Origin of the sequence: Algiphilus sp. (assembly GCF_965216485.1) — a bacterium.
Lineage (GTDB): Bacteria > Pseudomonadota > Gammaproteobacteria > Nevskiales > Nevskiaceae > Algiphilus.
Window position 1 is genome coordinate 501,065 of the sequence record NZ_OZ244162.1, and the last position, 22,146, is coordinate 523,210.

Sequence of the window (22,146 nt, forward strand, 5' to 3'; positions counted from 1 at the left end):
CCATGTATCGACGCCCTCTCGCACAGCACAGGACCCAGTGGGCCATCGGCCTGCTGATGGTCTCGCTGGCAGGCGCCGTCCAGGCGCAGACCACGCCCAGCGTGCAGTCGGTCGAGCATGTCGCGCTCGGCACCAATGCCGTGCGCATCACGGTGGCCCTCGACGGACCGGTACCGGAGCCGCGCAGCTTCTTCGTCGAGCAGCCGGCGCGTCTGTCCATCGATCTGCCCCAGACCGGCATCGCCCCGGCGACGAAGCGGGTGCATCCCATCAACATCGGTGCGACCCGTTCGCTGGCCCTTGCGGAAGCGCAGGGCCGTACCCGCGCGGTGGTCGAACTGACCGAGGCCCTGCCCTACAGCCTGCAGCGCGAAGGCAACGACCTTGTCATCCTGATCAACGCCGAAGCGGCGGGCGGTGCCCCCGAGGCCGACGCCGCGACCCCGGCTACCGCGGCGCCGACCGCCGCGCCGGCGGTAGCGCAGACTCGCATCCGTGCCGTCGATTTCCGTCGCGGCGAGGACGGCAGTGGTCGCGTCATTATCGATCTCAACCGGGCCGATGCACGCATTTCCACGCGCGAGTCGGGCGGACGGGTCGTTGCCCGCTTCAGCGACGTCACCGCCAAGGAAAGCCTCTATCAGCGACTGGACGTGCTCGATTTCGCCACGCCGGTCAAGTTCATCGACCTTCGGCCCAAGGGCGACGACAGCGAACTGGTCGTCATTCCGGTCGACGATGCCCGCTTCGAGCAGGTCGCCTACCAGGCTGGCACGCAGTACACCATCGAGTTGAAGCCGCTTACGGTTGAGACCGAGGACGAGCGCGACGCCACGCAGCCGAACTACACCGGCGAACGCGTTTCGCTGTCCTTCCAGGACGTGGAAGTACGGGCGCTGCTGCAGATCATCGCCGACGTGGCCGAAGTGAATCTGGTGGTGTCCGACTCGGTCGACGGCAGCATGACGCTGCGGCTCGACAATGTGCCCTGGGACCAGGCGCTGGACATCGTGCTGCGTCAGCAGGGGCTGGGCATGGAGCAGCAGGGCAATGTCATGCTGGTGGCGCCCAACGAGGAGATTTCCGACCGCGCCGAAGAAGCGCGCGAGGCTCGCCAGGCGCGCGCTGAGCTGGCCCCGCTGCGCACCGAAGTCATCCAGGTCAATTATTCCCGCGCGACCGAGCTGGCTGCCATCATTCGCGAGGCCTCCCAACAGTCGGGCGGCGGCAACAACAGCGGCGGCAACGTCGGCACCGAATCCGAGCTGCTCAGCCGACGCGGCAAGATCACCGTGGACGAGCGCACCAATACCCTGATCGTGCAGGAGGCCCGCACCAACCTCGACGCTATCCGCCGGCTGGTGAGTCGGCTCGACGTGCCGGTGCGACAGGTGCTGATCGAATCCCGCATCGCCATCGTCAACGACGACTTCCAGAAGGAGCTGGGCGTGCAGGCGGGCTTTACCAGTATCGGCACCAGCGGTGACGTCACCATCGGCGCCAGTGGCACCAATGTCGGTGCCGATACCGTGATCAACGGCGGCATTCCGGCGCTGACCAACCGCCTGGGCGTGCGGCTGCCGGTCGCCAGCCCCACCGGCAGCTTTGGCCTGGCCGTGCTGGGTAACGATTTTCTGGTCGACCTCGAACTCTCCGCCATGCAGAGCGAAGGGCGAGGCGAGCTTGTGTCGACACCGCGCGTGGTGACCGCCGATCGCAGCGAGGCCACCATCAAGCAGGGTCTGCAGGTGCCAATCACCACTCGCAGCCAGCAGGATGCGAACTCCACGACCACCGAATTCGTGGATGCCCTGCTCGAATTGCGCGTCACCCCCGAGATCACGCCCGACGATGGCGTCTTCCTGAACCTCTTCGTGACCCGCAACGAACCGGACTTCACGCAGGTCAACGTCGACGGCAACCCCGCCATCGCCACCCGCGAGGTCTCGACCCGGGTGCTGGTGCGTACCGGCGAGACCTTGGTGCTGGGCGGCGCATACCAGTCGGAAAAGACGGAAAACGTGTTCAAGGTGCCACTGCTCGGCGATATCCCGATCATCGGTCGCCTGTTCCGCCGCGAAGCGAATATGCGCAGTCAGCGCGAACTGCTCGTCTTCGTCACGCCCAAGATCCTGGCCGAGGGCCTCAGCATCGGCGACGACAACCCGTAGCCGCAGGCGAACCCGGCGCAAAGCGGGCAGCCGATATACTGCGGGCCTGACTGGTCCGCGCCATGATTGTGTCTGTCCGACCCCCCTTCCGCCTCCTGCAGCGCCGCAAGCCGCGAGAGGAGCGGCCACCGCGCGCCGCGCTCCACCGGCGCATCTTCCTCGTCGGCCCGATGGGCGCGGGCAAGACCACCCTCGGCCGTCGACTTGCCGCCCTGGGGCGCATGGAGTTCGTCGATAGCGATCATGAGATCGAGCGGCGCACCGGCGTCGATATTCCCTTCATTTTCGAGAAGGAGGGCGAGGCCGGCTTCCGCAAGCGAGAGCACGACATCCTGGCGGAGCTTGCCGAGCGCGAGGGTGTGGTGGTGGCGACCGGGGGCGGTGCCGTGCTCAATGCCGATACCCGTCAACGCTTGCACGAAAAGGGCTTGGTGATCTATCTGCACGCGTCGGTCGATCAGCAACTGCGCCGCACTGCGCGCAGCAGCCATCGCCCTCTGCTGCGCTCCGGTGACCGAAGGGCCACGCTGGAGCGACTGTTGGCGGAACGTGATCCGCTGTATCGTGAGATCGCGCATCGGATCGTGGAGACCGATGGGCGCAACACCCGCGCCCTGGCGCAGGAAATCTTCCGGAATTTGCGCAAGGAGACTGCTGAATCGTGACTGCTTCCACGCGTCGTCACGGCACGCGCCAGCTGCAGGTCGAGCTGGGTGCCCGTTCCTATCCGATCCGCATCGGCAACGATCTGTTCGCAGATGCCGCCGTCTGGCGCGAAGTGCGCGACCGGCCGCTGCGTCTGCTGTGCGACGAGAACGTGGCGCGTGACTGGCTCAAGCCGCTGGTGGCGCGGCTCGGGATTGCGCCCGAGCATGTGCGCATTGTGGCGCCGGGCGAGGCGAGCAAATCAATGGCCCAGGTGAGCGCCTGTCTGGACTGGCTGCTGGAGACGCATACCCCGCGCGATGGCGCGCTGGTCGCCCTCGGCGGTGGGGTCGTCGGTGATCTGGCGGGCTTCGTGGCGGCCATTTATCTGCGCGGTATCGACTTCGTGCAGGTACCCACCACGTTGCTCGCGCAGGTGGACTCCAGCGTGGGCGGCAAGACTGGGGTCAACCACGCCCGCGGCAAGAATCTCATCGGCGCCTTCCATCAGCCGCGTCTGGTGATCGCCGACAGCGATACGCTCTCCACGCTGCCGGCGCGTGAATTCCGTGCCGGCATCGCCGAGGTCATCAAGTACGGCATGCTCGGCGATGCCGAGTTCTTTGCCTGGCTCGAGGACAACATGGCGCGGTTGCTCGCACTCGATGCCCAGCGCATCACCGACGTGGTGGAGCGCTGCTGTGGCATGAAGGCACAGATCGTGGCCGCCGACGAGCGCGAATCCGGTCGCCGCGCGCTACTCAATCTGGGGCACACGTTTGCCCACGCCATCGAGACGCACACCGACTACGCGCGTTACCTGCACGGCGAGGCGGTCGCCATCGGCCTGTACATGGCGGCGGACCTCTCGCAGCGGCTGGGTTGGCTGGCACAGCAGGACCTGCAGCGCGTGCAGGCGCTCATCCGCGCCGCCGAGCTGCCCACCGACGTGCCCGAGGGCATGACGCCGGAGGATTTCCTGCGCCACATGGCGCACGACAAGAAAGTGGCCGCCGGACGGATTCGTTTCGTGCTGCTGCGGCGGTTGGGGGAGGCGCTGGTCACCGCCGAAGTGGCGCCGGAGCAGCTCGACGAATTGCTGCAGGCCCACTGCGCCACGCACACGGCCTGATGCAGCTCGCGCCCTGGGCTTCCGATGCCGCCCACACGCGCGGCCGTCGCTATCCCGAGGACGCCCCGAGTGGGCGCAGCGACTACCAGCGGGACCGAGACCGCATTGTGCACAGCGGTGCCTTCCGGCGCCTGGAGTACAAGACGCAGGTCTTCCTCAATCATGAGGGTGACTGGTTCCGTACCCGACTGACGCACTCCCTGGAAGTGGCGCAGATCGCGCGCAGTCTGGCCCGATCGCTGTCGCTCAACGAGGACCTGGTGGAGGCCATCTGTCTCGCCCACGACCTCGGCCATACGCCCTTCGGTCATGCCGGGCAGGATGCCCTCAACCAGTGCATGCGCGACTACGGCGGCTTCGAGCACAACCTGCAGTCGCTGCGCGTGGTCGACGAATTGGAGGACAAGTACGCCGATTTCCGCGGCCTCAATCTCACCTTCGAGACCCGCGAAGGCATCCTCAAGCACTGCTCGAAGGCGCGGGCACGCGGGCTTGGCGATCTCGGCCGCCGTTTTCTCGACGGCACCCAGCCCAGCCTGGAGGCGCAGCTGGCCAACCTCGCCGACGAGATCGCCTACAACAATCACGACATCGATGACGGTATCCGCGCCGGCCTGATCACGCTGGACGAACTCGAAGCACTTCCGCTGGTGGCCAAGCCGCTGGACGCCGTACGCAGCCGCCACCCCGACGCCACGCCCCGTCAGCGTCAGCATGAAGTCATCCGGCGCTTGATCACGCTGCTGGTGGACGATCTGCGCGCGGCCACCGAAGCGCGTCTGGCTGAGGTAACGCCCACCGATGCCGACGCCGTGCGCGCCCAATCCAGGCCCATCGTGGCCTTCTCCGATGAGATGCGGGCACAGGCCACCGAGCTCAAGCGCTTCCTGTACCGACGCGTCTATCGCCACCACCGCGTCTATCGCATGACGCGCAAGGCGCAGCGCGTCGTGCGCGATCTATTCGAGGTCCTGCTCGATGATCCTCTGCTGCTACCACCCGAGCACCAGGCGCGGGCGGCGGCGGGGCGCGAGGCCGAGGGCGATGCCGGTAGTGCCCGTGCCGTGGCTGACTACATTGCCGGCATGACCGACCGCTACGCCCTGCACGCCCATGGATCTTTGTTCAATCTCCGGCAGGTGGACTGAGAAAGAGCGATAATACGGTTTGTGTGCCGGCTGAAACGGCACATCCGGTGCACCGTCGACAGTGGCACAAGCCTTGACAGGCCCCGCGCACTGGTTGATAGTCGCCGGTCGCGCTGCGGCGAGTACCGACGTCTGATCCCGATTTGGGCGCCCATCTTGAGCCGATGGCGCGTCACGGGTGAGTGTCGCCGCCGCGGCTTCCATGCGTCTTTTACATGGATTGGCTTATGTCGATGCAGACCCCCGCTCGCGGCCTCTACAACCCCGCCTTCGAGCACGACAATTGCGGTTTCGGCCTGATCGCGAACATGGACGGGCAGGCCAGCCATTGGCTGGTCGAGACCGCCATCACCGCGCTGGCGCGAATGACCCATCGTGGCGCTATTGCCGCCGACGGCAAGACCGGCGACGGCTGTGGCCTGCTCATGCGTAAACCGGACACCTTCCTGCGCGCCGAAGCCGAGCGGCTCGGCATCACCCTGGGTGCGCAATACGCCGCCGGCAACGTCTTCCTCGCCACCGACGAGACCACGCGCGCGACTCAGCGCCAAGTCATCGAGGAGGCGGCCGTGCGCTATGGCCTGCAGGTCGCGGGTTGGCGCGAGGTCCCCACCGACCCCAGTGTGTGCGGTGAAGAGGCGCTGAATACCCTCCCCGCCATCGAGCAGGTGTTCGTCGTGCCCGCCGAGGCGATGGAAGATCGCAGCTTCGAAGTGCGCCTGTTCAAGGCGCGGCGCAGCGCCGAGCGTCACATGGCCTCGCTCGGTGACGAAGACTTCTACATCACGCATCTGTCGGCCCACGCACTGGTCTACAAGGGCCTGGTCATGCCGGAGCATCTGCCCGCCTTCTACCAGGACCTGTCGAATCCGAAGCTGGAAACCGCGATCTGCGTCTTCCATCAGCGCTTCTCGACCAACACCATGCCGCGCTGGAAGCTGGCGCAGCCCTTCCGGTTCCTCGCCCACAACGGCGAGATCAACACCATTCAAGGCAACCGCAAGTGGGCGGTGGCGCGCGCCAAGAAGTTCGCCTGCGAGGCACTGGGCGAAGTTGACGACATTACCCCGCTGGTGGGCCAGACCGGTTCGGACTCCGAATCGCTGGACAACATGCTGGAAGTGCTGCTGGCCGGTGGCAAGGATGTCTTCGCCGCCATGCGCGCGCTCATTCCGCCGGCATGGCAGAACGTCGAGCACCTCGACCCGAATGTCCGCGCCTTCTTCGAGTACAGCTCGATGAATCTCGAGCCCTGGGACGGCCCTGCCGGCGTGGTGCTCACCGATGGTCGTTATGCGGCCTGCTGTCTGGATCGCAACGGTCTGCGCCCGGCGCGCTACGTCATCACCCGTGATCGCCACATCACGCTGGCCTCGGAAGTCGGCGTCTGGGATTACCAGCCCGAGGACGTGGTCGAGAAGGGCCGTCTGCGCCCGGGTCAGATGATTGCCGTCGACACCACCAACGGCGACATCCTGCAGCCCGAGGACATCGACGCCAAGCTGGCGCAGCGCGCGCCCTACAAGGATTGGCTGCGCAACAACGTGCAGCGCCTGCACGCGCGTCTGGCCGACAGCCCCGAGCTGCTTGATCGCATCAGTTCCGAGTCGGTGGCGATCTACCAGAAGCTGTTCAACCTGACCTACGAGGAGCGCGAGCAGGTCGTGCGCGTGCTGGCCGAAGCCGGCGCCGAGGCGATCGGTTCCATGGGCGACGATACGCCGATGGCGGTGTTGTCCGAGCGCCAGCGCTCGCTGTACGACTACTTCCGTCAGGTCTTCGCGCAGGTCACCAATCCGCCCATCGACCCGCTGCGCGAGCAGATCGTGATGTCGCTCGAGTGCCAGCTGGGCGTCGAGAGCGGCGTCTTCGACGAGACTGCCGAAGGCGCCTCGCGCCTGCTGGTGGACTCGCCGGTGCTGTCCGAAGGCAAGTTCAAGCAGCTGCTCGCGCTGGGTGCGGACAACACGGATTACGCCCATCAGATCATCGATCTGAACTTCGATCCGAAGACCACGGAGCTGTCCAGCGCCATCGCCGATGTCTGCGAGCGCGCGGTGGAAGCGGTGCGCAAGGGCAAGGTGATCCTGGTGCTGTCCGATCGCGGCGTCGGTCGCGAAAAGCTGCCGATCCATGCCCTGCTGGCCACCGGTGCGGTACATAACCGGCTCATCCAGGAAGGGCTGCGTACCGACTGCAATCTGATCGTGGAGACGGCCACTGCGCGCGATCCGCATCACTTCGCCTGCCTGCTCGGCTACGGCGCCTCCTGCATCTACCCGTATCTGGCCTACGCCTCGCTTTACGACCTGCGCGCGCGCGGCGAGATCCAGGGACGGGAGGACGTCGATCTGGCACGTGCCTACCGCAAGGGCATCAACAAGGGTCTGTACAAGATCATGTCGAAGATGGGCATCTCGACGGTCGCCAGCTATCGCGGTGCCCAGCTGTTCGAGATCGTGGGCCTGTCGGATGAAGTGGTCGAGCAGTGCTTTACCGGCTCGATTTCCCGCATCGGCGGCAGCCGCTTCGTCGACATCCAGAACGACACGGCGGCACTGGCCTGGCGTGCCTGGAATCCGCGCAAGCGCATCGATCAGGGCGGGCAGTACAAGTACGTCCATGATTCCGAGTACCACGCCTACAACCCGGACGTCATCGGCGTGCTGCATCAGGCGGTGCAGCACAGTGACGTCGAGAAATACCGCGAATTCGCCGATCTCGTGAACAACCGCCCGGTCGCCACGGTGCGCGACCTGTTTACGCTCAAGCTGGCCGACAAGCCACTGCCGTTGGACGAGGTCGAGCCACTCGAGCGCATCTTCACGCGTTTCGATTCCGCGGGCATGAGCCTGGGCGCGCTGTCGCCCGAGGCGCACGAGGCACTGGCCATTGCCATGAACCGCATCGGCGGCCGCAGCAACTCGGGCGAAGGCGGCGAGGATCCGGAGCGCTACGGCACCGAGCGCACCTCCAAGATCAAGCAGGTGGCCTCGGGCCGCTTCGGCGTCACGCCGCACTACCTGGTCAATGCCGAAGTCATCCAGATCAAGATCGCGCAGGGCGCCAAGCCCGGCGAAGGCGGCCAGCTGCCCGGCGACAAGGTGGACGCGCGCATCGCCAAGCTGCGCTTTTCCATGCCCGGCGTGGCGCTGATCAGCCCGCCGCCGCACCACGACATCTACTCCATCGAAGACCTCGCCCAGCTGATCTTCGACCTCAAGCAGGTCAATCCAGAGGCCATGGTGTCGGTGAAGCTGGTGTCGGGCCCCGGCGTGGGCACGATCGCGGCCGGCGTGGCCAAGGCCTATGCCGACTTCATCACCATTTCCGGCTATGACGGCGGCACCGGCGCCAGTCCGCTGACCTCGGTCAAGTATGCCGGCACGCCGTGGGAACTGGGCCTGGCCGAAACGCACCAGACCCTGCGCATGAACAATCTGCGCGAGAAGGTGCGCGTGCAGACCGACGGCGGCCTCAAGACCGGCCTGGATGTGGTCAAGGCAGCCATCCTCGGTGCCGAGAGCTTCGGCTTCGGGACCGCACCGATGGTGGCGCTGGGCTGCAAGTACCTGCGCATCTGCCATCTCAACAACTGCGCCACTGGCGTGGCCACGCAGAACAAGGTGCTGCGTCTGCAGCACTTCATCGGTCTGCCCGAGATGGTCGAGAACTACTTCCGCTTCGTCGGTGAAGAAACCCGCGAGTGGATGGCCAAGCTCGGTGTGCGCACCATCGAAGAGCTGATCGGGCGCACCGACCTGCTCGACATCCTGCCCGGCGAAACCGAGAAGCAGAAGCACCTCAAGCTGCAGCCCATCCTCGAGGCTGCCGGCATGGTGGCGGACAGCGGGCACTACTGCACCGGCCCGAACCCGCCCTTTGACCGCGGCGAACTGGCCGAGGAGATGGTGCGCGCCACCCTGCCAGCCATCGAGAAGCAGAGTGGCGGTACCTTCGAGTTCGCCATCAAGAACAACAATCGTTCCATTGGCGCTCGGATCTCCGGTGAGATCGCCCGCCGCTGGGGCAACCAGGGTATGGCCGAGAATCCCATCACGCTGCGTCTGACCGGCACCGCCGGCCAGAGCTTCGGCGTGTGGAACGCCGGTGGCCTGCATCTGGAGCTCGACGGCGACGCCAACGACTATGTTGGCAAGGGCATGACCGGTGGCCGTATCGTCATCCGGCCGCCGCAGGGCTCGACCTTTGATACCCGCAAGACCGCCATCGTCGGCAACACCTGCCTCTATGGCGCCACCGGCGGCACGCTGTATGCCGCGGGCATGGCGGGCGAACGCTTCGCGGTGCGCAACTCCGGCGCCACGGCCGTGGTGGAGTCCCTCGGGGATCACGGCTGCGAGTACATGACCGGCGGCGTCGTCGCCGTACTCGGCAACGTGGGCGTCAACTTCGGTGCGGGCATGACCGGCGGTTTCGCCTACATCCTCGACGAGGAACGCACCTTCGTGGATCGCTATAACCACGAACTGATCGATATTCACCGCATCGTCGCCGAGCACATGGAGGCGCATCAGCACTATCTGAAGGGGCTGATCGAGGACTTTGTCGCGGCCACCGGTTCAAGCTGGGGGCAGACCCTGCTCGACGAGTGGCGGGACTACCTCGGCCGCTTCTGGCTGGTCAAGCCCAAGGCGCTCGAGTTGGCGGAACTGTTCAGCGCGGTGAAGGCCGCCGCCTGAGGCAAAGGAATTCATGAGCAAGAACAATCTTCATTTCCTCGATGTCCCCCGCACCGACCCGGAGAAGCTGTCGGTCGAGGTACGCTCGAACAACTACGACGAGATCTACGGCGGCTTCGACGAGGAAACCGCCAAGTCCCAGTCGGCGCGCTGCCTGGATTGCGGCAACCCCTACTGCGAATGGAAGTGCCCGGTGCACAACTACATTCCGCAGTGGCTGGAGCTGGTCGAGCAGGGCAATCTCTTTGCCGCCGCCGAGCTGTCGCATGCCACCAACTCGCTGCCCGAAATCTGCGGTCGCGTCTGCCCGCAGGATCGCCTGTGCGAAGGCGCCTGCACCCTCAATGACGGCTTCGGCGCGGTGACCATCGGTTCGGTCGAGAAGTACATCTCCGACGAGGCCTTCAAGCAGGGCTGGCGGCCGGATATGTCCAAGGTCAAGGCCACCGGCAAGCGCGTGGCCGTGGTCGGTGCCGGGCCCGCGGGCCTGGGCTGTGCCGACGTGCTGGCGCGCAACGGCGTGCAGGCCGTGGTCTACGATCGCTATCCCGAGATCGGAGGGCTGCTAACCTTCGGGATTCCGCCCTTCAAGCTGGAGAAGGAGGTCGTGCTGACCCGTCGCGAGATCCTCGAGTACATGGGCGTGCAGTTCCGCCTGGGCGTGGATGTCGGCAAGGATGTGGCCTTCGAAGACCTGATGAAGGAATACGACGCGGTCTTTCTGGGCACCGGCACCTACACCTATATGAAGGGCGGCTTCCCGGGCGAGGATCTGCCGGGTGTGTACGACGCGCTGCCCTTCCTGGTGTCGAACATCAACCGCATCATGGGCTACGAGAAGAGCCCGTCGGACTGGATCAACCTCGAGGGCCGGCGCGTGGCCGTGCTCGGTGGCGGCGACACCGCCATGGACTGCACGCGCAGCTCCATCCGTCAGGGCGCGGAAGAGGTCTACTGCGTCTATCGCCGCGACGAGGCCAACATGCCCGGCTCGCGCCGCGAGGTGGCCAACGCCAAGGAAGAGGGCGTGCAGTTCCTGTTCAACCGCCAGCCCATCGAGATCGTCGGTGATGGCCGGGTCGAGGGTGTGCGCGTGGTCGAAACCCGCCTCGGCGCACCGGACAACCGGGGCCGTCGCCGCCCCGAGCCCGTGCCGGGTTCCGAATCGGTGATCGAGTGCGACAACGTCATCATCGCCTTTGGCTTCCGGCCAAGCCCGGGCGACTGGCTGGCGCAGTACAACGTCGCGCAGCACGAGGACGGCCGCATCTTCGTCGGCAACGGCAAGAACGGCAGCATCGCCTACCAGACCACCAACCCGAAGATCTTCGCCGGCGGCGACATGGTGCGTGGCTCCGACCTGGTGGTGACCGCCGTCTACGAAGGCCGGGGCGCGGCCGAGGGCATTCTCGAAACCCTCGGCGTGTGATCGAGGGCCAACGCCACGACCGACTGAATATGAGCAGGCCCTAGCCTGGATACCCAGCGAGACAGCGACCTTCGCGGCTGGCTGGCCGCCTTCACCGCGGTCGGGATCTGGACCGGCTTCATTCTGGTGACGCGCTATTCCGAGCGCGGCACCCTGCTGCCGACGGACCTGGCCGCACTGCGCTTCTTTGCCGCCGGGCTCATCATGCTGCCCTGGCTGTGGGCTTATCGATGGCGCATGCCGAGCCTGCCGCGCATGGTCGTGCTGGCCCTGTGCGGCGGCCTGGGCTATGCCGGCTTTGCCTACCACGGATTCGCCTACGCGCCTGCCGCGCATGCGGCCGTGCTGCTGCCCGGCATGATGCCCTTCCTGGTGGCGCTGGTCGCCATGGCACTGCTTGGCGAGCAGCCTTCGCGCCAGCGCAGCATCGGCCTGGCCGTCATTGGCGCCGGCATGCTCTGCGTGGCCATCGAGGGTGTCGCGCCCGGTCTTGGCCTGGGACAGACCTGGCGCGGCGACGCCCTCTTCGTTGCCGCCTCGTTGAGCTGGTCCACCTTCACCGTGCTGCTACGGCGCTGGCAGGTGCAGCCCTGGGATGCGGTGGCCATCACCGCGAGCGTATCGGCGGTGCTCTATCTGCCGCTCTACCTGACGCTGCTGCCGCGCCAGCTGCTTGCGGCCCCGCTGTCGGAAATCGCCCTGCAGGGGGTTTATCAGGGCTTTCTCGCCGTCATCGTCGCCATGGTGCTTTTCGCCCGCGCGGTGAGCGGCATCGGACCGACCCGCATGGGCGTTCTCATGGCGCTGGTGCCGGTGGCGGCTTCCCTGCTTGCCGTGCCGATTTTGGGCGAACCGCTGACCTGGCTGGCTGCCAGTGGCGTAGTACTGGCCAGCACCGGCGCCATCCTGGCCGCGCGTGCGCAGGCCCGGTAAGGACAGCGACGCAGGTCGGGTCCGCAACAGGGCACAATCGGCGGCGCCACTGTCGGCCAGCCTTTTCGGTCTCTCATGTCTTCCAGCCTGTTGCTCACTGAAACCCAAGCCCGCGTCCTTGCCTGCCTTGTCGAGAAGGGGGTGACCACGCCGGCTTATTACCCGATGACCGTGAACGGCGTCATGACCGCGGCCAATCAGAAGAGCAACCGGGCGCCCGTGATGCAGCTGCGGGAAACAGATGTGGGCGGTGCACTGACCGATCTTGAAACCATGAAACTGGTCGCCCGGGACGAATCCAGCAGCCGCGCCACCAAATGGCGCCACCGCTTCGAGCATGAGACCTTGCTGCCCAAGCCCGTGCTGGCGGTCTTGGTCGCCTTGATGCTGCGCGGTCCGCAGACAATCGCCGAACTCAAGAGCCACGGTGCTCCACTGGGCGGCCCCGATGACGCCGACGGCGTGCGTGCCGCGCTGGATCGCATGGCGGATCGCGCCGATCCCTTGGTCCGCGAATTGCCGCGCGCGCCCGGCCAGTCGGCCACCCGCTGGGCGCATCTGCTCTGCGGCGAGCCGGTCATTCCGGAGCCCAGCGCGGCCCCCAGCGCCGGCAGCGCCCGCGGCCATCAGCAGGAACTGATCGAGGCCCTGCAGGCGCGCGTCGCCACGCTGGAGGAAGAAGTGGCAGCGCTCAAGGCCGCCCTCGGTATCTGAGGGGCGCGCCGCCGTGGCCATCCGCATCGTCCGTCTCGGCAGCCCGCGACTGGCCGATGAGGGTCTGCGTATCGGCGCCGTGCGCCGCCCGCCGCGCGGCGTGCCCAAGGCGGAAGTCGCCAGCCGCGACCTCTACGACTGCTGGTTCCCCAATCTCGCACCCAGCGAAGCCTTGCTCAAGGCCTTCGCGCCCCTCGACCCTGCCGAGTGGAAAGGCTTCGAGCGGCGCTATCGCCAGGAAATGAAGACGCCGGAGGCGCGCCACGCCATCGCCTTGCTGGCAGCGCTCTCGCACCAGACGCACTTCTCCGTCGGCTGCTACTGCGCCGAGGAAGCGCTCTGCCACCGCTCCATCCTGCGCGCACTGCTCGAACAGCAGGGCGCCCTGCTGCGCTGAGAGGCGGGGCCGACGCCCGCTCTCGCCGTCGGGCGGCAACAAGGGCGGGAAGCAAGCGCCATTGGTGCGACAATTCGGTGGGCGGCGCGCTGCCCCGACCCGGCATCACGAGCCCGGCGCGCATGGCCTGACGTTGCGTCCGCGCCGACCTCCTGTCCCACCTGCACCTGCTCAATGACGCGTTCCCATCGCAGCCATCTCCAGCAACTGCTCCGCGAGGCGGAGCCAGAACTGCTGGTGCGTGATGTGCGGCGCCTGCGCGGCAAGGCGCGGCGTGTGCGCGGTGATACGCGGCCGCTGATGCAGGAGCTGCACGCGGCCCGGCAGCGCGCGGTGCAGCGCCAGCAGCGGATTCCGCTGCGCATCGACTACCCGCCCGAGCTGCCGGTCAGCGCGGCACGCACCGAACTGCTCGACGCGATCCGCAGCCATCAGGTCCTGGTGGTCTGCGGCGATACCGGCTCGGGCAAATCCACCCAGTTGCCCAAGCTGTGCCTGGAGGCGGGCCGGGGCCGACGCGGCATGATTGCGCACACCCAGCCCCGTCGCGTTGCCGCGCGCGCCCTGGCCGGACGCATCGCCGACGAAATGCAGACGCCGCTGGGCGATCTGGTCGGTTTCGAGACGCGCTTCGAGAAGCAGCTGGCCGAGGACGGCGGGCTGATCAAGCTGATGACGGACGGCATTTTGCTGAATGAACTGTCGCGTGACCGCGATCTGGCCGCCTACGACACCATCATCATCGACGAGGCGCACGAGCGCAGTCTCAACATCGACTTCCTGCTCGGCTACCTCAAGCGCCTGCTGCCGCGCCGCCCCGAGCTGAAGCTGATCATCACCTCGGCCACCCTCGATCCCGAAAGCCTGAGCCGGCATTTCGACGGCGCGCCGGTGCACCACGTCGAAGGCCGCAGCTATCCGGTCAGCGTGCACTACCGGCCCCCGGCCGAGAATGCCGACCCCGCCGAGGCGGTCGCCGACGCCATCGACGCAGCCTGGGGTGCGCGCCCGGATGGCGATGCATTGGTCTTCCTGCCCGGCGAGCGCGAGATCCGCGATGCCGCCCGCGTGCTGCGCGGCCGGCGCAAGGACGCGGAAGTGCTGCCGCTCTATGCGCGCCTCGGCAGCCGCGCACAGGACGCAGTCTTCCGCAAGGCGCCCCGACAGCGCGTGGTGCTCGCCACCAATGTCGCGGAGACCTCGCTCACCGTGCCGGGCATCCGCTATGTGGTGGATACCGGCACCGCGCGCGTGGCCCGCTTCCAGCCGCGTTCGGGCGTGCAGTCGCTCAAGATCGAACCCATCAGCCAGGCCGCCGCCGCGCAGCGCGCCGGCCGCTGCGGCCGGGTCGGCCCCGGCATCTGCATCCGCCTGTATAGCGAGGACGACTTTCAGCGGCGTCCCGCCTTCACCGATCCGGAAATCCGGCGCGCCAATCTTGCCGGCGTGATCCTGCAGATGGCGGCGCTGAAGCTGGGCGCTGTGGTCGATTTTCCCTGGCTGGACGCCCCCGAGCAGCGCCATCTGCGCGAAGGCGAGCGCCTGTTGCGCGAACTGGGCGCCCTCGACGAGAGCGGGGGCCTGACCCGCACCGGGCAGCAGCTTGCGCGCCTGCCGCTGGACCCGCGCATGGCGCGCATCGCGCTGGCAGCCAAGGGCCATGTCGCGGAGGACGCCGCCCTCATTCTGGCGGCCGCGCTGGCGGTGGCCGACCCGCACGAGCAGCCGCCCGATCAGCGCGACGTCGCCAAATCCGCCCACGGCCAGTGGCGCCACCCCCGCTCCGATTTCCTCACCCTGCTCAATCTCTGGGATCGCACCCGCGCGCTCCGGCGCGACGAGGGTACGGCGGCGCTGCGGCGCTGGTGCGAAAAGCATTTCGTCAGCTTCAATCGTCTGCGCGAATGGGGCCTGGTGGTCACGCAGTTGCGCCAGGCCCTCGGCGTGCGGGCGGCGGCGGACCGGCCGCTGGACGATGCCGGCCGCGCCCAGGCGCTCAAGCAGCTCTACGCGCCGCTGCATCAGGCGCTGCTTGCCGGGCTGGTGGATCACATCGGCATGCGCCAGCCGGAAAAGAACGGCTATCAGGGTCCCAGAGGCCGGCAATTCGAGATCTTTCCCGGCTCCGGCGTGGCACGCAAGGCACCGCCCTGGGTGATGTGCGCCGAACTGGCGCAGACCCGCAAGCTGTTTGCGCGCACCGTGGCGGGCATCGAACCGGCCTGGCTGGAAGAGGTGGCCCCGCATCTGGTGCGGCGCAGTCTGGAGCACCCGGAATTCAATCCGAAACGGGGGGAGGTCTCGGCCACCGAGGTGGTGCGCTTCCACGGTCTGACGCTGTCCAGCCGCGCCCGCCACTATGGCAGTCAGCATCCGGAGGAGGCGCGCGCCCTTTTCATCCGGGAAGCACTGGTGCGCGGTGCGCTGCGCAATCCGCCGGCCTTCCTGCGCGACAACCTCGCGCTGGTGGAGGCCGTGCGCGAGAAGGAGGCGCGCATGCGCCGTCCGGACCTGCTCGCCGACGAGGATCAGCTGTTCGCCTTCTATGACGCCCGTCTGCCGGCCGATGTCTGCACGCAGGCCGCGCTTGAGCGCTGGCTGAAGCGCACCGGCCAGAGCGAGCGGCGCGCGGGCGGCGACTCGCCGTTGGCGGCGCTCAAGCAGCAGCTGTCCACGCGCGGTCCGCTGCATATGCGCGAGCCGGACGTGCTGCGGCCCGGCGCCGATGCCGATGTCGAGGCACTCTTTCCCGAAGTGATCGACGTCGATGGCCACACCATCGCGCTGGAGTATCGCCACGACCCCGGTGCCGAGGCGGACGGCGTCACCTTCATCCTCGATCTGCCGGCACTGTTCGCGCTGCCGGCCTCGCGTTTCGACTGGCTGGTGCGCGGGCTGCGCCCGGCGCTGTTCGAGGCACTGCTGCGCAGCCTGCCCAAGAAGCTACGCGGCCGGGTCACGCCGGCGGCGCATTACGCGGACGCGCTGACCGAACGCCTCGGGCCGGGCGATGGCCCTCTGCTGCCCGCCATCGGCCATGCCTTGCAGGCGATGTGCGGCGTGCAAGTGACGCCGGAGGACTTCGACCGCGAGCGCCTGCCGCCGCATCTGTGCCCGCGCCTCCGGCTGCTCGACGCCCAGGGCGCCCAGCTGGGGGAGGCCGACAGCCTGGAGGCCTTGCGCGCCCGCTTTGGTGCCTTGGCGCGATCGGCGGTGGCCGAGGCCGCCTCTGGATCGGAATGGGTGCGCGATCACTTGCGCGACTGGGATTTCGACGCACTGCCCGAACAGGTCACGCTGCCCAACGGCCTCCCCGCCTATCCGGCGCTGGTGGCGGAGGGCAACCACGTGCACCTTCGACCCTTCGAGTCACGCCAGGCTGCCGACCAGGCGCACGCGGCGGGCTGCCGCCAGTTGCTGCTCAACGCCGTCGGCAGCCGCGCGCGCAATGTCGCCAAGACGGTGAGCAAGCGCTTCGGCCTGCAACTGGCCACCACCGCGCACCGCCCGGAGACGCTGGCGCAGGCCGTCGTGCGGCGCTGTGCCGACGAGATCTTCGAACCGCCCGCGATCCGCAGCCGCGCGGCCTTCGAGGCAGCCGTGGCAAGACGTACCGACTTCAGTCTGCGCGCGCAGCAGGTGATGGACGATCTGGCCGACTGGTTCGGCCGTGCGGTGAGGTTGCGCGGACGGCTCAAGGACCTGCAGCGCGCCTTTCCCGAGGCCATCGCCGATGCGCGCGCGCAGCTCGACAGCCTGCTCGCCGAGGATTGCGTGGAGCGCATTCCGAGCGCGCACTGGGCGCGGGTCACGGTCTATCTGCAGGCGCTGGAGCGCCGGCTGGAGCGACTGGCCAACAAGCCGCAGCGCGACGCGCAGTGCCAGCAGCAGATCCACGCCGTGCGCGGCAAGGAGGCCCTGCCGCTGACCACCGCCGCGCGCTGGATCGAGGAGGAATGGCGCGTCGCCCTGTTCGCGCAGGAACTCAAGGCCCAGAACGCGCCTAGCGCAGAGGCTTTGCGGCGCGCAATCGACGCGACGCCGCGCAGCACCTAGGGCGCTTGCCGTGGCCCCTGAGCCGCGCCACTATCGGGGTTCCGGTTCCGGCTTGGAGGAGACGCCATGCCTGCATCCCCGCGCACCGCGCGCGCAACCCCAGGACCCGATGGCCGCACGGCAGGCTCCATTCCTGCCCGGCACGGCGCCGATGTGGCCGCGCAGCGTCGACTTGCCGCGCCCATCGGATGGCTGATTCGCGGCAACCCCGAGCCCGACCCCGCCCGCTGGCGTGCACTGGGCGAAGCCTTGATGCACGGCGACCCGCTGGCTGATGCGGTGGTCGACTGGATGCATGCGGTGGGCATGCGCGAAGGCTGGCGCGTCTTTCAACGCGCGCTCGACGACGGCCTCGATGCCATCGAGGATCCACCCGAAGCACTTACGGCCCTGCTGCGTCACTGCGAGCAATGGCCGGCCTGGGTGGAGCCGCAGACCATGGCGCGGGGCGCGCAGGTGGTGCACGAACTGGGGATGACCTCGCACTACGTGCTGCGCGACGTGGCCCTGATGGGCGGCTATCAGGCGGCGGCCATTAATCCGCCCTTGATTCTCACCGGTGCCCTCGATGGCGGCACCGCACGGCGCATCGCCGAGACCATGCAGTGGGTGGTGGATGCCACCGCCAGTGGCGGCCTGGAACGCTTTGCGCCGGGCTTCAAGAGCACGCTGCACGTGCGCGTGCTGCACGCCCTCATTCGCCAGCGCCTCAGCCAACGGGCGGACTGGGACATGGCCGAGTTGGGGCTGCCCATCAATCAGACGGATATGGCCGCGACCTTTCTCGGTTTCAGCGTGGTTCAGCTGTTCGCGGTGCGATTCATGGGTGTTCCGCTGCAGCGGCGCGACGCCCGCGCCGTCATGCACCTCTGGAAGGCCATCGCCTGGCTGATCGGCACCGACGAGTGCTGGCTCACCGACGATGAGCAGGAAGGGCGCCGGTTGCTCTACCAGATCACGCTGTCGCAGAAGCCCCCTGACGAGAGCTCGCGCAAGCTGGGGCGCTCCTTGATGGAGGAGACGCTGGGCGTGCCCTATCCCTTCCCGCGTCGTCTGCGCGCGCGCTTCGAGCAGGCGCGCCATCTCAGCGTCACCCGCTTTTTCGTGGGGCGGGAAGGCATGCGGCATCTCGGCCTGCCGGCATGGATGCCGCCCTGGTATCCGCTGCTGTCAGCCCCGGTCACCTTTGGCTGGCACCTCGGCCACCGCTTGCTGCCCGGCGGGCGCGCGCGGCTGGCGCGGCGCGGCCGCAAGGCGCATGAGGAGCTTGTGGCATTGCATTTCGCGGGTCAGCAGCGCGCGCTGGCGCGTCCGGCTGCCGAGAGCTGACGCGGGCGCTCAGGCGGCCTTTGCGTGTCGCGGGCGCGGCGCGGGAGCCGGCATCAGCCGGCCGCGCCGCGTCGGCGAGGGCAGACGCCGCGCCAGCCAGTGCGGCAACCGCTGCAGCCCGAGCACGTTGTCTTCATGGGCATCCGCCGTCATGAATTCGCGCGTGCCCATCACGTAGTCGAACCAGGGCCGGGTCACGCACCAGTTGGCGTTGGGATTGCGGCCCATGTGGTGGTCGTAATGCCAGCGCAGATGCTGCCGCCCCCATTGCGGGTCCTGATGCGCGCGCTTGTGCACGCGATAGTAGTTGGCAGCCGAATACCACAGGGTGCCGACGAAGAAGGGCGCGACCGGGAACAGCGGCGCCACCGCCGCAGCGCCGGCCATCAGGGCCCAGGCCTCCTTCCCCTGCGCGTGCAGGCCCAGCGGAAAGCGCTGGTAGTTGGGGTCGTGAAAGTCGTGCTCGCGTACGGCGCGGTGATGCTCATGAAAGTGGAAGGCCCAGAAAGTGCCTCGTTTGCGGCCCCAACCGTGCAGCATGTGCTTGTGCACGACCCATTCCACCGCGTTGGCCGTGACCAGTCCCACGGGTATGCCCAGCATGTCTAATGCCCCCCTTCTTGGGCCGCGTCGTGTGCGTCGAGCAAGGCGTCCATGGCCTTGCTGCCGATCTCGATATGGGCGCGTGCCAGGCCTTCGGCGTCCGCGCTGCGACCCTCGCGCACCGCTGCGTTCAGTGCCTGCAGCGTGGCGGTATCGCGAAACTCGGCATCCAGCACCGGGCGCAGCAGAGCCCAGATCGGGCGGTAGGTCTGCTCCATGGCGTTGAAGGCAAGTCGAAAGCCGAGGTTGTCGCTGCCGTCCACCAGCATGGACCAGTAGCGCAGCGCCTGTGCCTGCCGCTGTTCGGCATCCGGTGCTGCCTGCAGCGCGCGCAATGCTTCATCCAGTCGGTCGGCGGTATCCGTGTCCGCGCGCCGGGCCGCGGCTGCCGCCACGCTGGGCGCCAGGGACTGGCGCAGCGCGATGATGCCGCGCGCGGCCGACGTGCGCAGTTGACCGTCGGCGCGCACCAGCAGGTGTGGCAGCAGGTCCAGTCCCGCGCTGCGCCGCCAGTCCAGCACCTCGGTGGCGCCACCGTGGCGGACCCGCACCAGCTGCGCCTGCTGCAGCCGCTTCAGGCCCTCGCGGACGGCGCCGCGGTTGACGCCCAGTTGCTCGGCCAGCACGCGTTCGGAGGGCAGGCTGTCGCCCTGTCGCATCTCGTCGGCAAGGATGCGGTCGCGTAGCTGCGCAAAGACCCCTTCGGACAGGGAGCCGCGGGCGAGCGGAGAAAATGTCATGATCAGGAGCCCTAAGTGGTCAACTGATCATACCAGTTAGCTGGGCCGCTGCAAGCGCCATTGGTGGAGCCCGGCGATAATCCGCGCTCTGACCTTTTCTCCGGAGCGGCACGTGTCCCGCATCGACCCCCGCGACCGACTCATCGTCGCCCTCGATCTCCCCAGCGCGCAGCAGGCGCGCACGCTGGTGCATCAGCTTGGCGACAGCGTGCGCTTCTACAAGATCGGCATGGAATTGGCGATGGCGCCGGGTTTCTTTGATCTCCTGGATTGGCTCAAGGCCGAGGGCAAGCAGGTCTTCGTCGACCTGAAGTTTTTCGACATCCCGGAAACCGTGGGGCGCGCGGTGCGCAATCTGTCCGAGCGCGGCGCCGACCTGTGTACCGTGCACGGCAATCAGTCGATCATGGAGGCAGCCGCCGCGGCCAAGACAGGCGGCACCCGCGTCCTCGCCGTGACCGCGCTGACCAGCCTGGACCAGGGCGATATCGACGATCTCGGCTTCCAGGTATCGATTGCGGATCTGGTGCTGTCACGCGCGCGCCGCGCCCTGGAAGCGGGCTGCGACGGCGTCGTCTCCTCCGGGCTGGAAGTCGCCCGGCTGAAGGCCGAGGCCGGCGACAAGCTGGTCTGCGTAACGCCCGGCATCCGTCCGGTGGAGAACCGCCTGGAGGCTGACCAGAAGCGCATCATGACGCCAGCCGACGCGATTCGCGCCGGCGCGGACTATCTCGTGGTTGGCCGTCCGGTGCGCGATGCCGACGATCCCCGCGCCACCGCCGATGCCATGGTCGCCGACATTGCCGCCGCCGCTTCCTGACAGCCACCCGCCGCGGCCGCGCTGCCGTGGGCGCCGCAAAAGGCACCGGCATGCATCCGGCACGGGCATTATCTTCCGGGACGCTGCGTCACAGATGGCACACCCGTCCTGCGCAGGGTGGTCGCACCGCACTAGGATGTCGGCATGGGCGTTGGTGCCCGCTGCAACCGACCAGCGATACCTGACGCTAGCCCCAACCCTTAGGCATGCTTCGCCGCAGCCAGCGATGCACTGCCGATTGCCACCAGGAGTTTGAATTGAGCGCGCCCCTGCAGAACGACCGCTTCCTCCGCGCCCTGGCGCGGCAGCCCGTGGACCGTACGCCGGTCTGGATCATGCGCCAGGCAGGTCGCTATCTCCCCGAGTACCGCGCCACCCGCGCTCAGGCCGGGGATTTCATGAGCCTGTGCCGCAATCCCGAGCTAGCCTGCGAAGTCACCCTGCAGCCGCTGCGTCGCTTTGCACTGGATGCCGCCATCCTGTTCTCCGACATCCTCACAGTGCCGGATGCGATGGGTCTGGGCCTGTACTTCTCGGAAGGCGAAGGGCCGCGCTTCGAGCGCCCGGTGCAGGACGAAAAGGCCATCCGCGCTCTGGGCGTGCCCGACCCGAACGACACGCTCGGCTACGTCATGGAGGCGGTGCGCACCATTCGCGAGGCCCTCGCCGGCAGCGTGCCGCTGATCGGTTTCGGCGGTAGTCCATGGACGCTGGCGACCTACATGGTCGAGGGAGGCTCCAGCAAGGACTTCGCGCGCATCAAGACGCTGATCTATGACCGACCGGAGCTGGCGGATGAATTGCTATCCACCCTCGCCGAGGCCAGCGCGCAGTATCTGAGCGCGCAGGTGGCGGCCGGCGCCCAGGCCGTGATGGTGTTCGATACCTGGGGCGGCGCCCTGCCGCCGGGGGCCTACCGCCGCTTCTCGCTGCAACCGATGGCGCACATCGTGCAGCGCATCCGCCGCGATCATCCGGGCGTTCCGGTGACGCTGTTCACCAAGAACGGTGGCCAGCACCTGGAGATCATGGCGGACACCGGCTGCGACGCCCTCGGACTGGACTGGACCACCGAACTGGGTGATGCCCGCCGCCGCGTCGGCGACCGCGTTGCGCTGCAAGGCAATCTGGACCCCGCCATGCTGCACGCCAGCCCGCAGCGCATTCGCGAAGGCGTGGCCGAGGTGCTGGCCAGCTACGGGCAGGGCCCCGGACATATCTTCAATCTGGGGCATGGCATCACGCCGGGCGTGGACCCGGAGCACGCGCAGGCCTTGGTCGAAGCCGTACACGCGCTGTCACCGGCCTATCACCAGGACGACTGAG

15 protein-coding genes are annotated in these 22,146 nt (G+C 67.7%); 13 read left to right on the forward strand and 2 right to left on the reverse strand.

All coding sequences use genetic code 11. The features are described from left to right. The first annotated feature begins 2 nt into the window (after positions 1-2). The 11 genes from pilQ (at position 3) to ACOOFO_RS02395 (ending at position 18,657) form a co-directional block, all read left to right on the forward strand. The gene (pilQ, locus tag ACOOFO_RS02345) at positions 3-2,171 is read left to right on the forward strand and encodes a type IV pilus secretin PilQ (RefSeq protein WP_420428057.1); all 2,169 of its coding nucleotides are present in this window, start codon (positions 3-5) and stop codon (positions 2,169-2,171) included. 62 nt (positions 2,172-2,233) lie between these two features. Beyond that, positions 2,234-2,836 carry a shikimate kinase AroK gene (gene aroK / locus ACOOFO_RS02350; protein ID WP_420428058.1) on the forward strand — a complete coding sequence of 201 codons (603 nt, stop codon included), beginning with the start codon at positions 2,234-2,236 and terminating at the stop codon, positions 2,834-2,836. Further along, positions 2,833-3,948 (forward strand): 3-dehydroquinate synthase, encoded by a 1,116-nt coding sequence (gene aroB / locus ACOOFO_RS02355; RefSeq protein ID WP_420428059.1) that lies wholly within the window; start codon positions 2,833-2,835, stop codon positions 3,946-3,948. Before aroK ends, aroB begins: the two co-directional genes overlap by 4 nt. Next, the gene (locus ACOOFO_RS02360; protein WP_420428060.1) at positions 3,948-5,096 is read left to right on the forward strand and encodes a deoxyguanosinetriphosphate triphosphohydrolase; all 1,149 of its coding nucleotides are present in this window, start codon (positions 3,948-3,950) and stop codon (positions 5,094-5,096) included. Before aroB ends, ACOOFO_RS02360 begins: the two co-directional genes overlap by 1 nt. Positions 5,097-5,323: 227 nt before the next feature. Next, positions 5,324-9,799: a glutamate synthase large subunit gene (gltB, locus tag ACOOFO_RS02365; RefSeq protein WP_420428061.1), complete on the forward strand. Its 4,476-nt coding sequence runs from the start codon at positions 5,324-5,326 to the stop codon at positions 9,797-9,799. Between the two features lie 13 nt (positions 9,800-9,812). Next, positions 9,813-11,228, forward strand: a complete 1,416-nt coding sequence (locus tag ACOOFO_RS02370) for an FAD-dependent oxidoreductase (RefSeq protein ID WP_420428062.1) — start codon at positions 9,813-9,815, stop codon at positions 11,226-11,228. 81 nt (positions 11,229-11,309) lie between these two features. After that, the gene (locus tag ACOOFO_RS02375; RefSeq protein ID WP_420429611.1) at positions 11,310-12,161 is read left to right on the forward strand and encodes a DMT family transporter; all 852 of its coding nucleotides are present in this window, start codon (positions 11,310-11,312) and stop codon (positions 12,159-12,161) included. Between the two features lie 75 nt (positions 12,162-12,236). After that, positions 12,237-12,875 (forward strand): YceH family protein, encoded by a 639-nt coding sequence (locus ACOOFO_RS02380; RefSeq protein WP_420428063.1) that lies wholly within the window; start codon positions 12,237-12,239, stop codon positions 12,873-12,875. Positions 12,876-12,888: 13 nt separating this feature from the next. After that, positions 12,889-13,272 (forward strand): DUF488 domain-containing protein, encoded by a 384-nt coding sequence (locus tag ACOOFO_RS02385; RefSeq protein ID WP_420428064.1) that lies wholly within the window; start codon positions 12,889-12,891, stop codon positions 13,270-13,272. Between the two features lie 174 nt (positions 13,273-13,446). Then, positions 13,447-17,328, forward strand: coding sequence for an ATP-dependent RNA helicase HrpA (gene hrpA / locus ACOOFO_RS02390; protein WP_420428065.1), 3,882 nt, complete (start codon positions 13,447-13,449; stop codon positions 17,326-17,328). 66 nt (positions 17,329-17,394) lie between these two features. After that, positions 17,395-18,657: an oxygenase MpaB family protein gene (locus ACOOFO_RS02395; RefSeq protein ID WP_420428066.1), complete on the forward strand. Its 1,263-nt coding sequence runs from the start codon at positions 17,395-17,397 to the stop codon at positions 18,655-18,657. A 9-nt stretch (positions 18,658-18,666) separates the two neighbouring features. On the opposite strand, the gene ACOOFO_RS02400 is transcribed toward ACOOFO_RS02395, so the two are convergent. Both ACOOFO_RS02400 and ACOOFO_RS02405 read right to left on the reverse strand, forming a co-directional pair. Beyond that, entirely contained in the window at positions 18,667-19,260 is a 594-nt protein-coding gene (locus ACOOFO_RS02400) for a hypothetical protein (protein WP_420428067.1), read from the reverse strand. 2 nt (positions 19,261-19,262) lie between these two features. Continuing rightward, positions 19,263-20,000, reverse strand: a complete 738-nt coding sequence (locus ACOOFO_RS02405; RefSeq protein WP_420428068.1) for a FadR/GntR family transcriptional regulator — start codon at positions 19,998-20,000, stop codon at positions 19,263-19,265. Positions 20,001-20,112: 112 nt separating this feature from the next. On the opposite strand from ACOOFO_RS02405, the gene pyrF reads away from it, so the two are divergent. Together pyrF and hemE are read left to right on the forward strand one after the other, a co-directional pair. Continuing rightward, positions 20,113-20,820: an orotidine-5'-phosphate decarboxylase gene (gene pyrF, locus ACOOFO_RS02410; RefSeq protein ID WP_420428069.1), complete on the forward strand. Its 708-nt coding sequence runs from the start codon at positions 20,113-20,115 to the stop codon at positions 20,818-20,820. A 257-nt stretch (positions 20,821-21,077) separates the two neighbouring features. Then, a complete protein-coding gene (gene hemE / locus ACOOFO_RS02415) occupies positions 21,078-22,145 on the forward strand; it encodes a uroporphyrinogen decarboxylase (protein WP_420428070.1) in 1,068 nt (355 codons plus the stop codon). Position 22,146: the final 1 nt, after the last annotated feature.

What these genes read in the sequence shown, in the direction of transcription:
- ACOOFO_RS02395 (WP_420428066.1), top strand. Translation starts at nt 17,395, where the DNA reads ATGCCTGCATCCCCGCGCACCGCGCGCGCAACCCCAGGACCCGATGGC.
- ACOOFO_RS02370 (WP_420428062.1), top strand. Translation starts at nt 9,813, where the DNA reads ATGAGCAAGAACAATCTTCATTTCCTCGATGTCCCCCGCACCGACCCG.
- ACOOFO_RS02405 (WP_420428068.1), bottom strand. Translation starts at nt 20,000, where the DNA reads ATGACATTTTCTCCGCTCGCCCGCGGCTCCCTGTCCGAAGGGGTCTTT.
- gltB (WP_420428061.1), top strand. Translation starts at nt 5,324, where the DNA reads ATGTCGATGCAGACCCCCGCTCGCGGCCTCTACAACCCCGCCTTCGAG.
- pilQ (WP_420428057.1), top strand. Translation starts at nt 3, where the DNA reads ATGTATCGACGCCCTCTCGCACAGCACAGGACCCAGTGGGCCATCGGC.
- hrpA (WP_420428065.1), top strand. Translation starts at nt 13,447, where the DNA reads ATGACGCGTTCCCATCGCAGCCATCTCCAGCAACTGCTCCGCGAGGCG.
- ACOOFO_RS02380 (WP_420428063.1), top strand. Translation starts at nt 12,237, where the DNA reads ATGTCTTCCAGCCTGTTGCTCACTGAAACCCAAGCCCGCGTCCTTGCC.
- ACOOFO_RS02400 (WP_420428067.1), bottom strand. Translation starts at nt 19,260, where the DNA reads ATGCTGGGCATACCCGTGGGACTGGTCACGGCCAACGCGGTGGAATGG.
- ACOOFO_RS02360 (WP_420428060.1), top strand. Translation starts at nt 3,948, where the DNA reads ATGCAGCTCGCGCCCTGGGCTTCCGATGCCGCCCACACGCGCGGCCGT.
- aroK (WP_420428058.1), top strand. Translation starts at nt 2,234, where the DNA reads ATGATTGTGTCTGTCCGACCCCCCTTCCGCCTCCTGCAGCGCCGCAAG.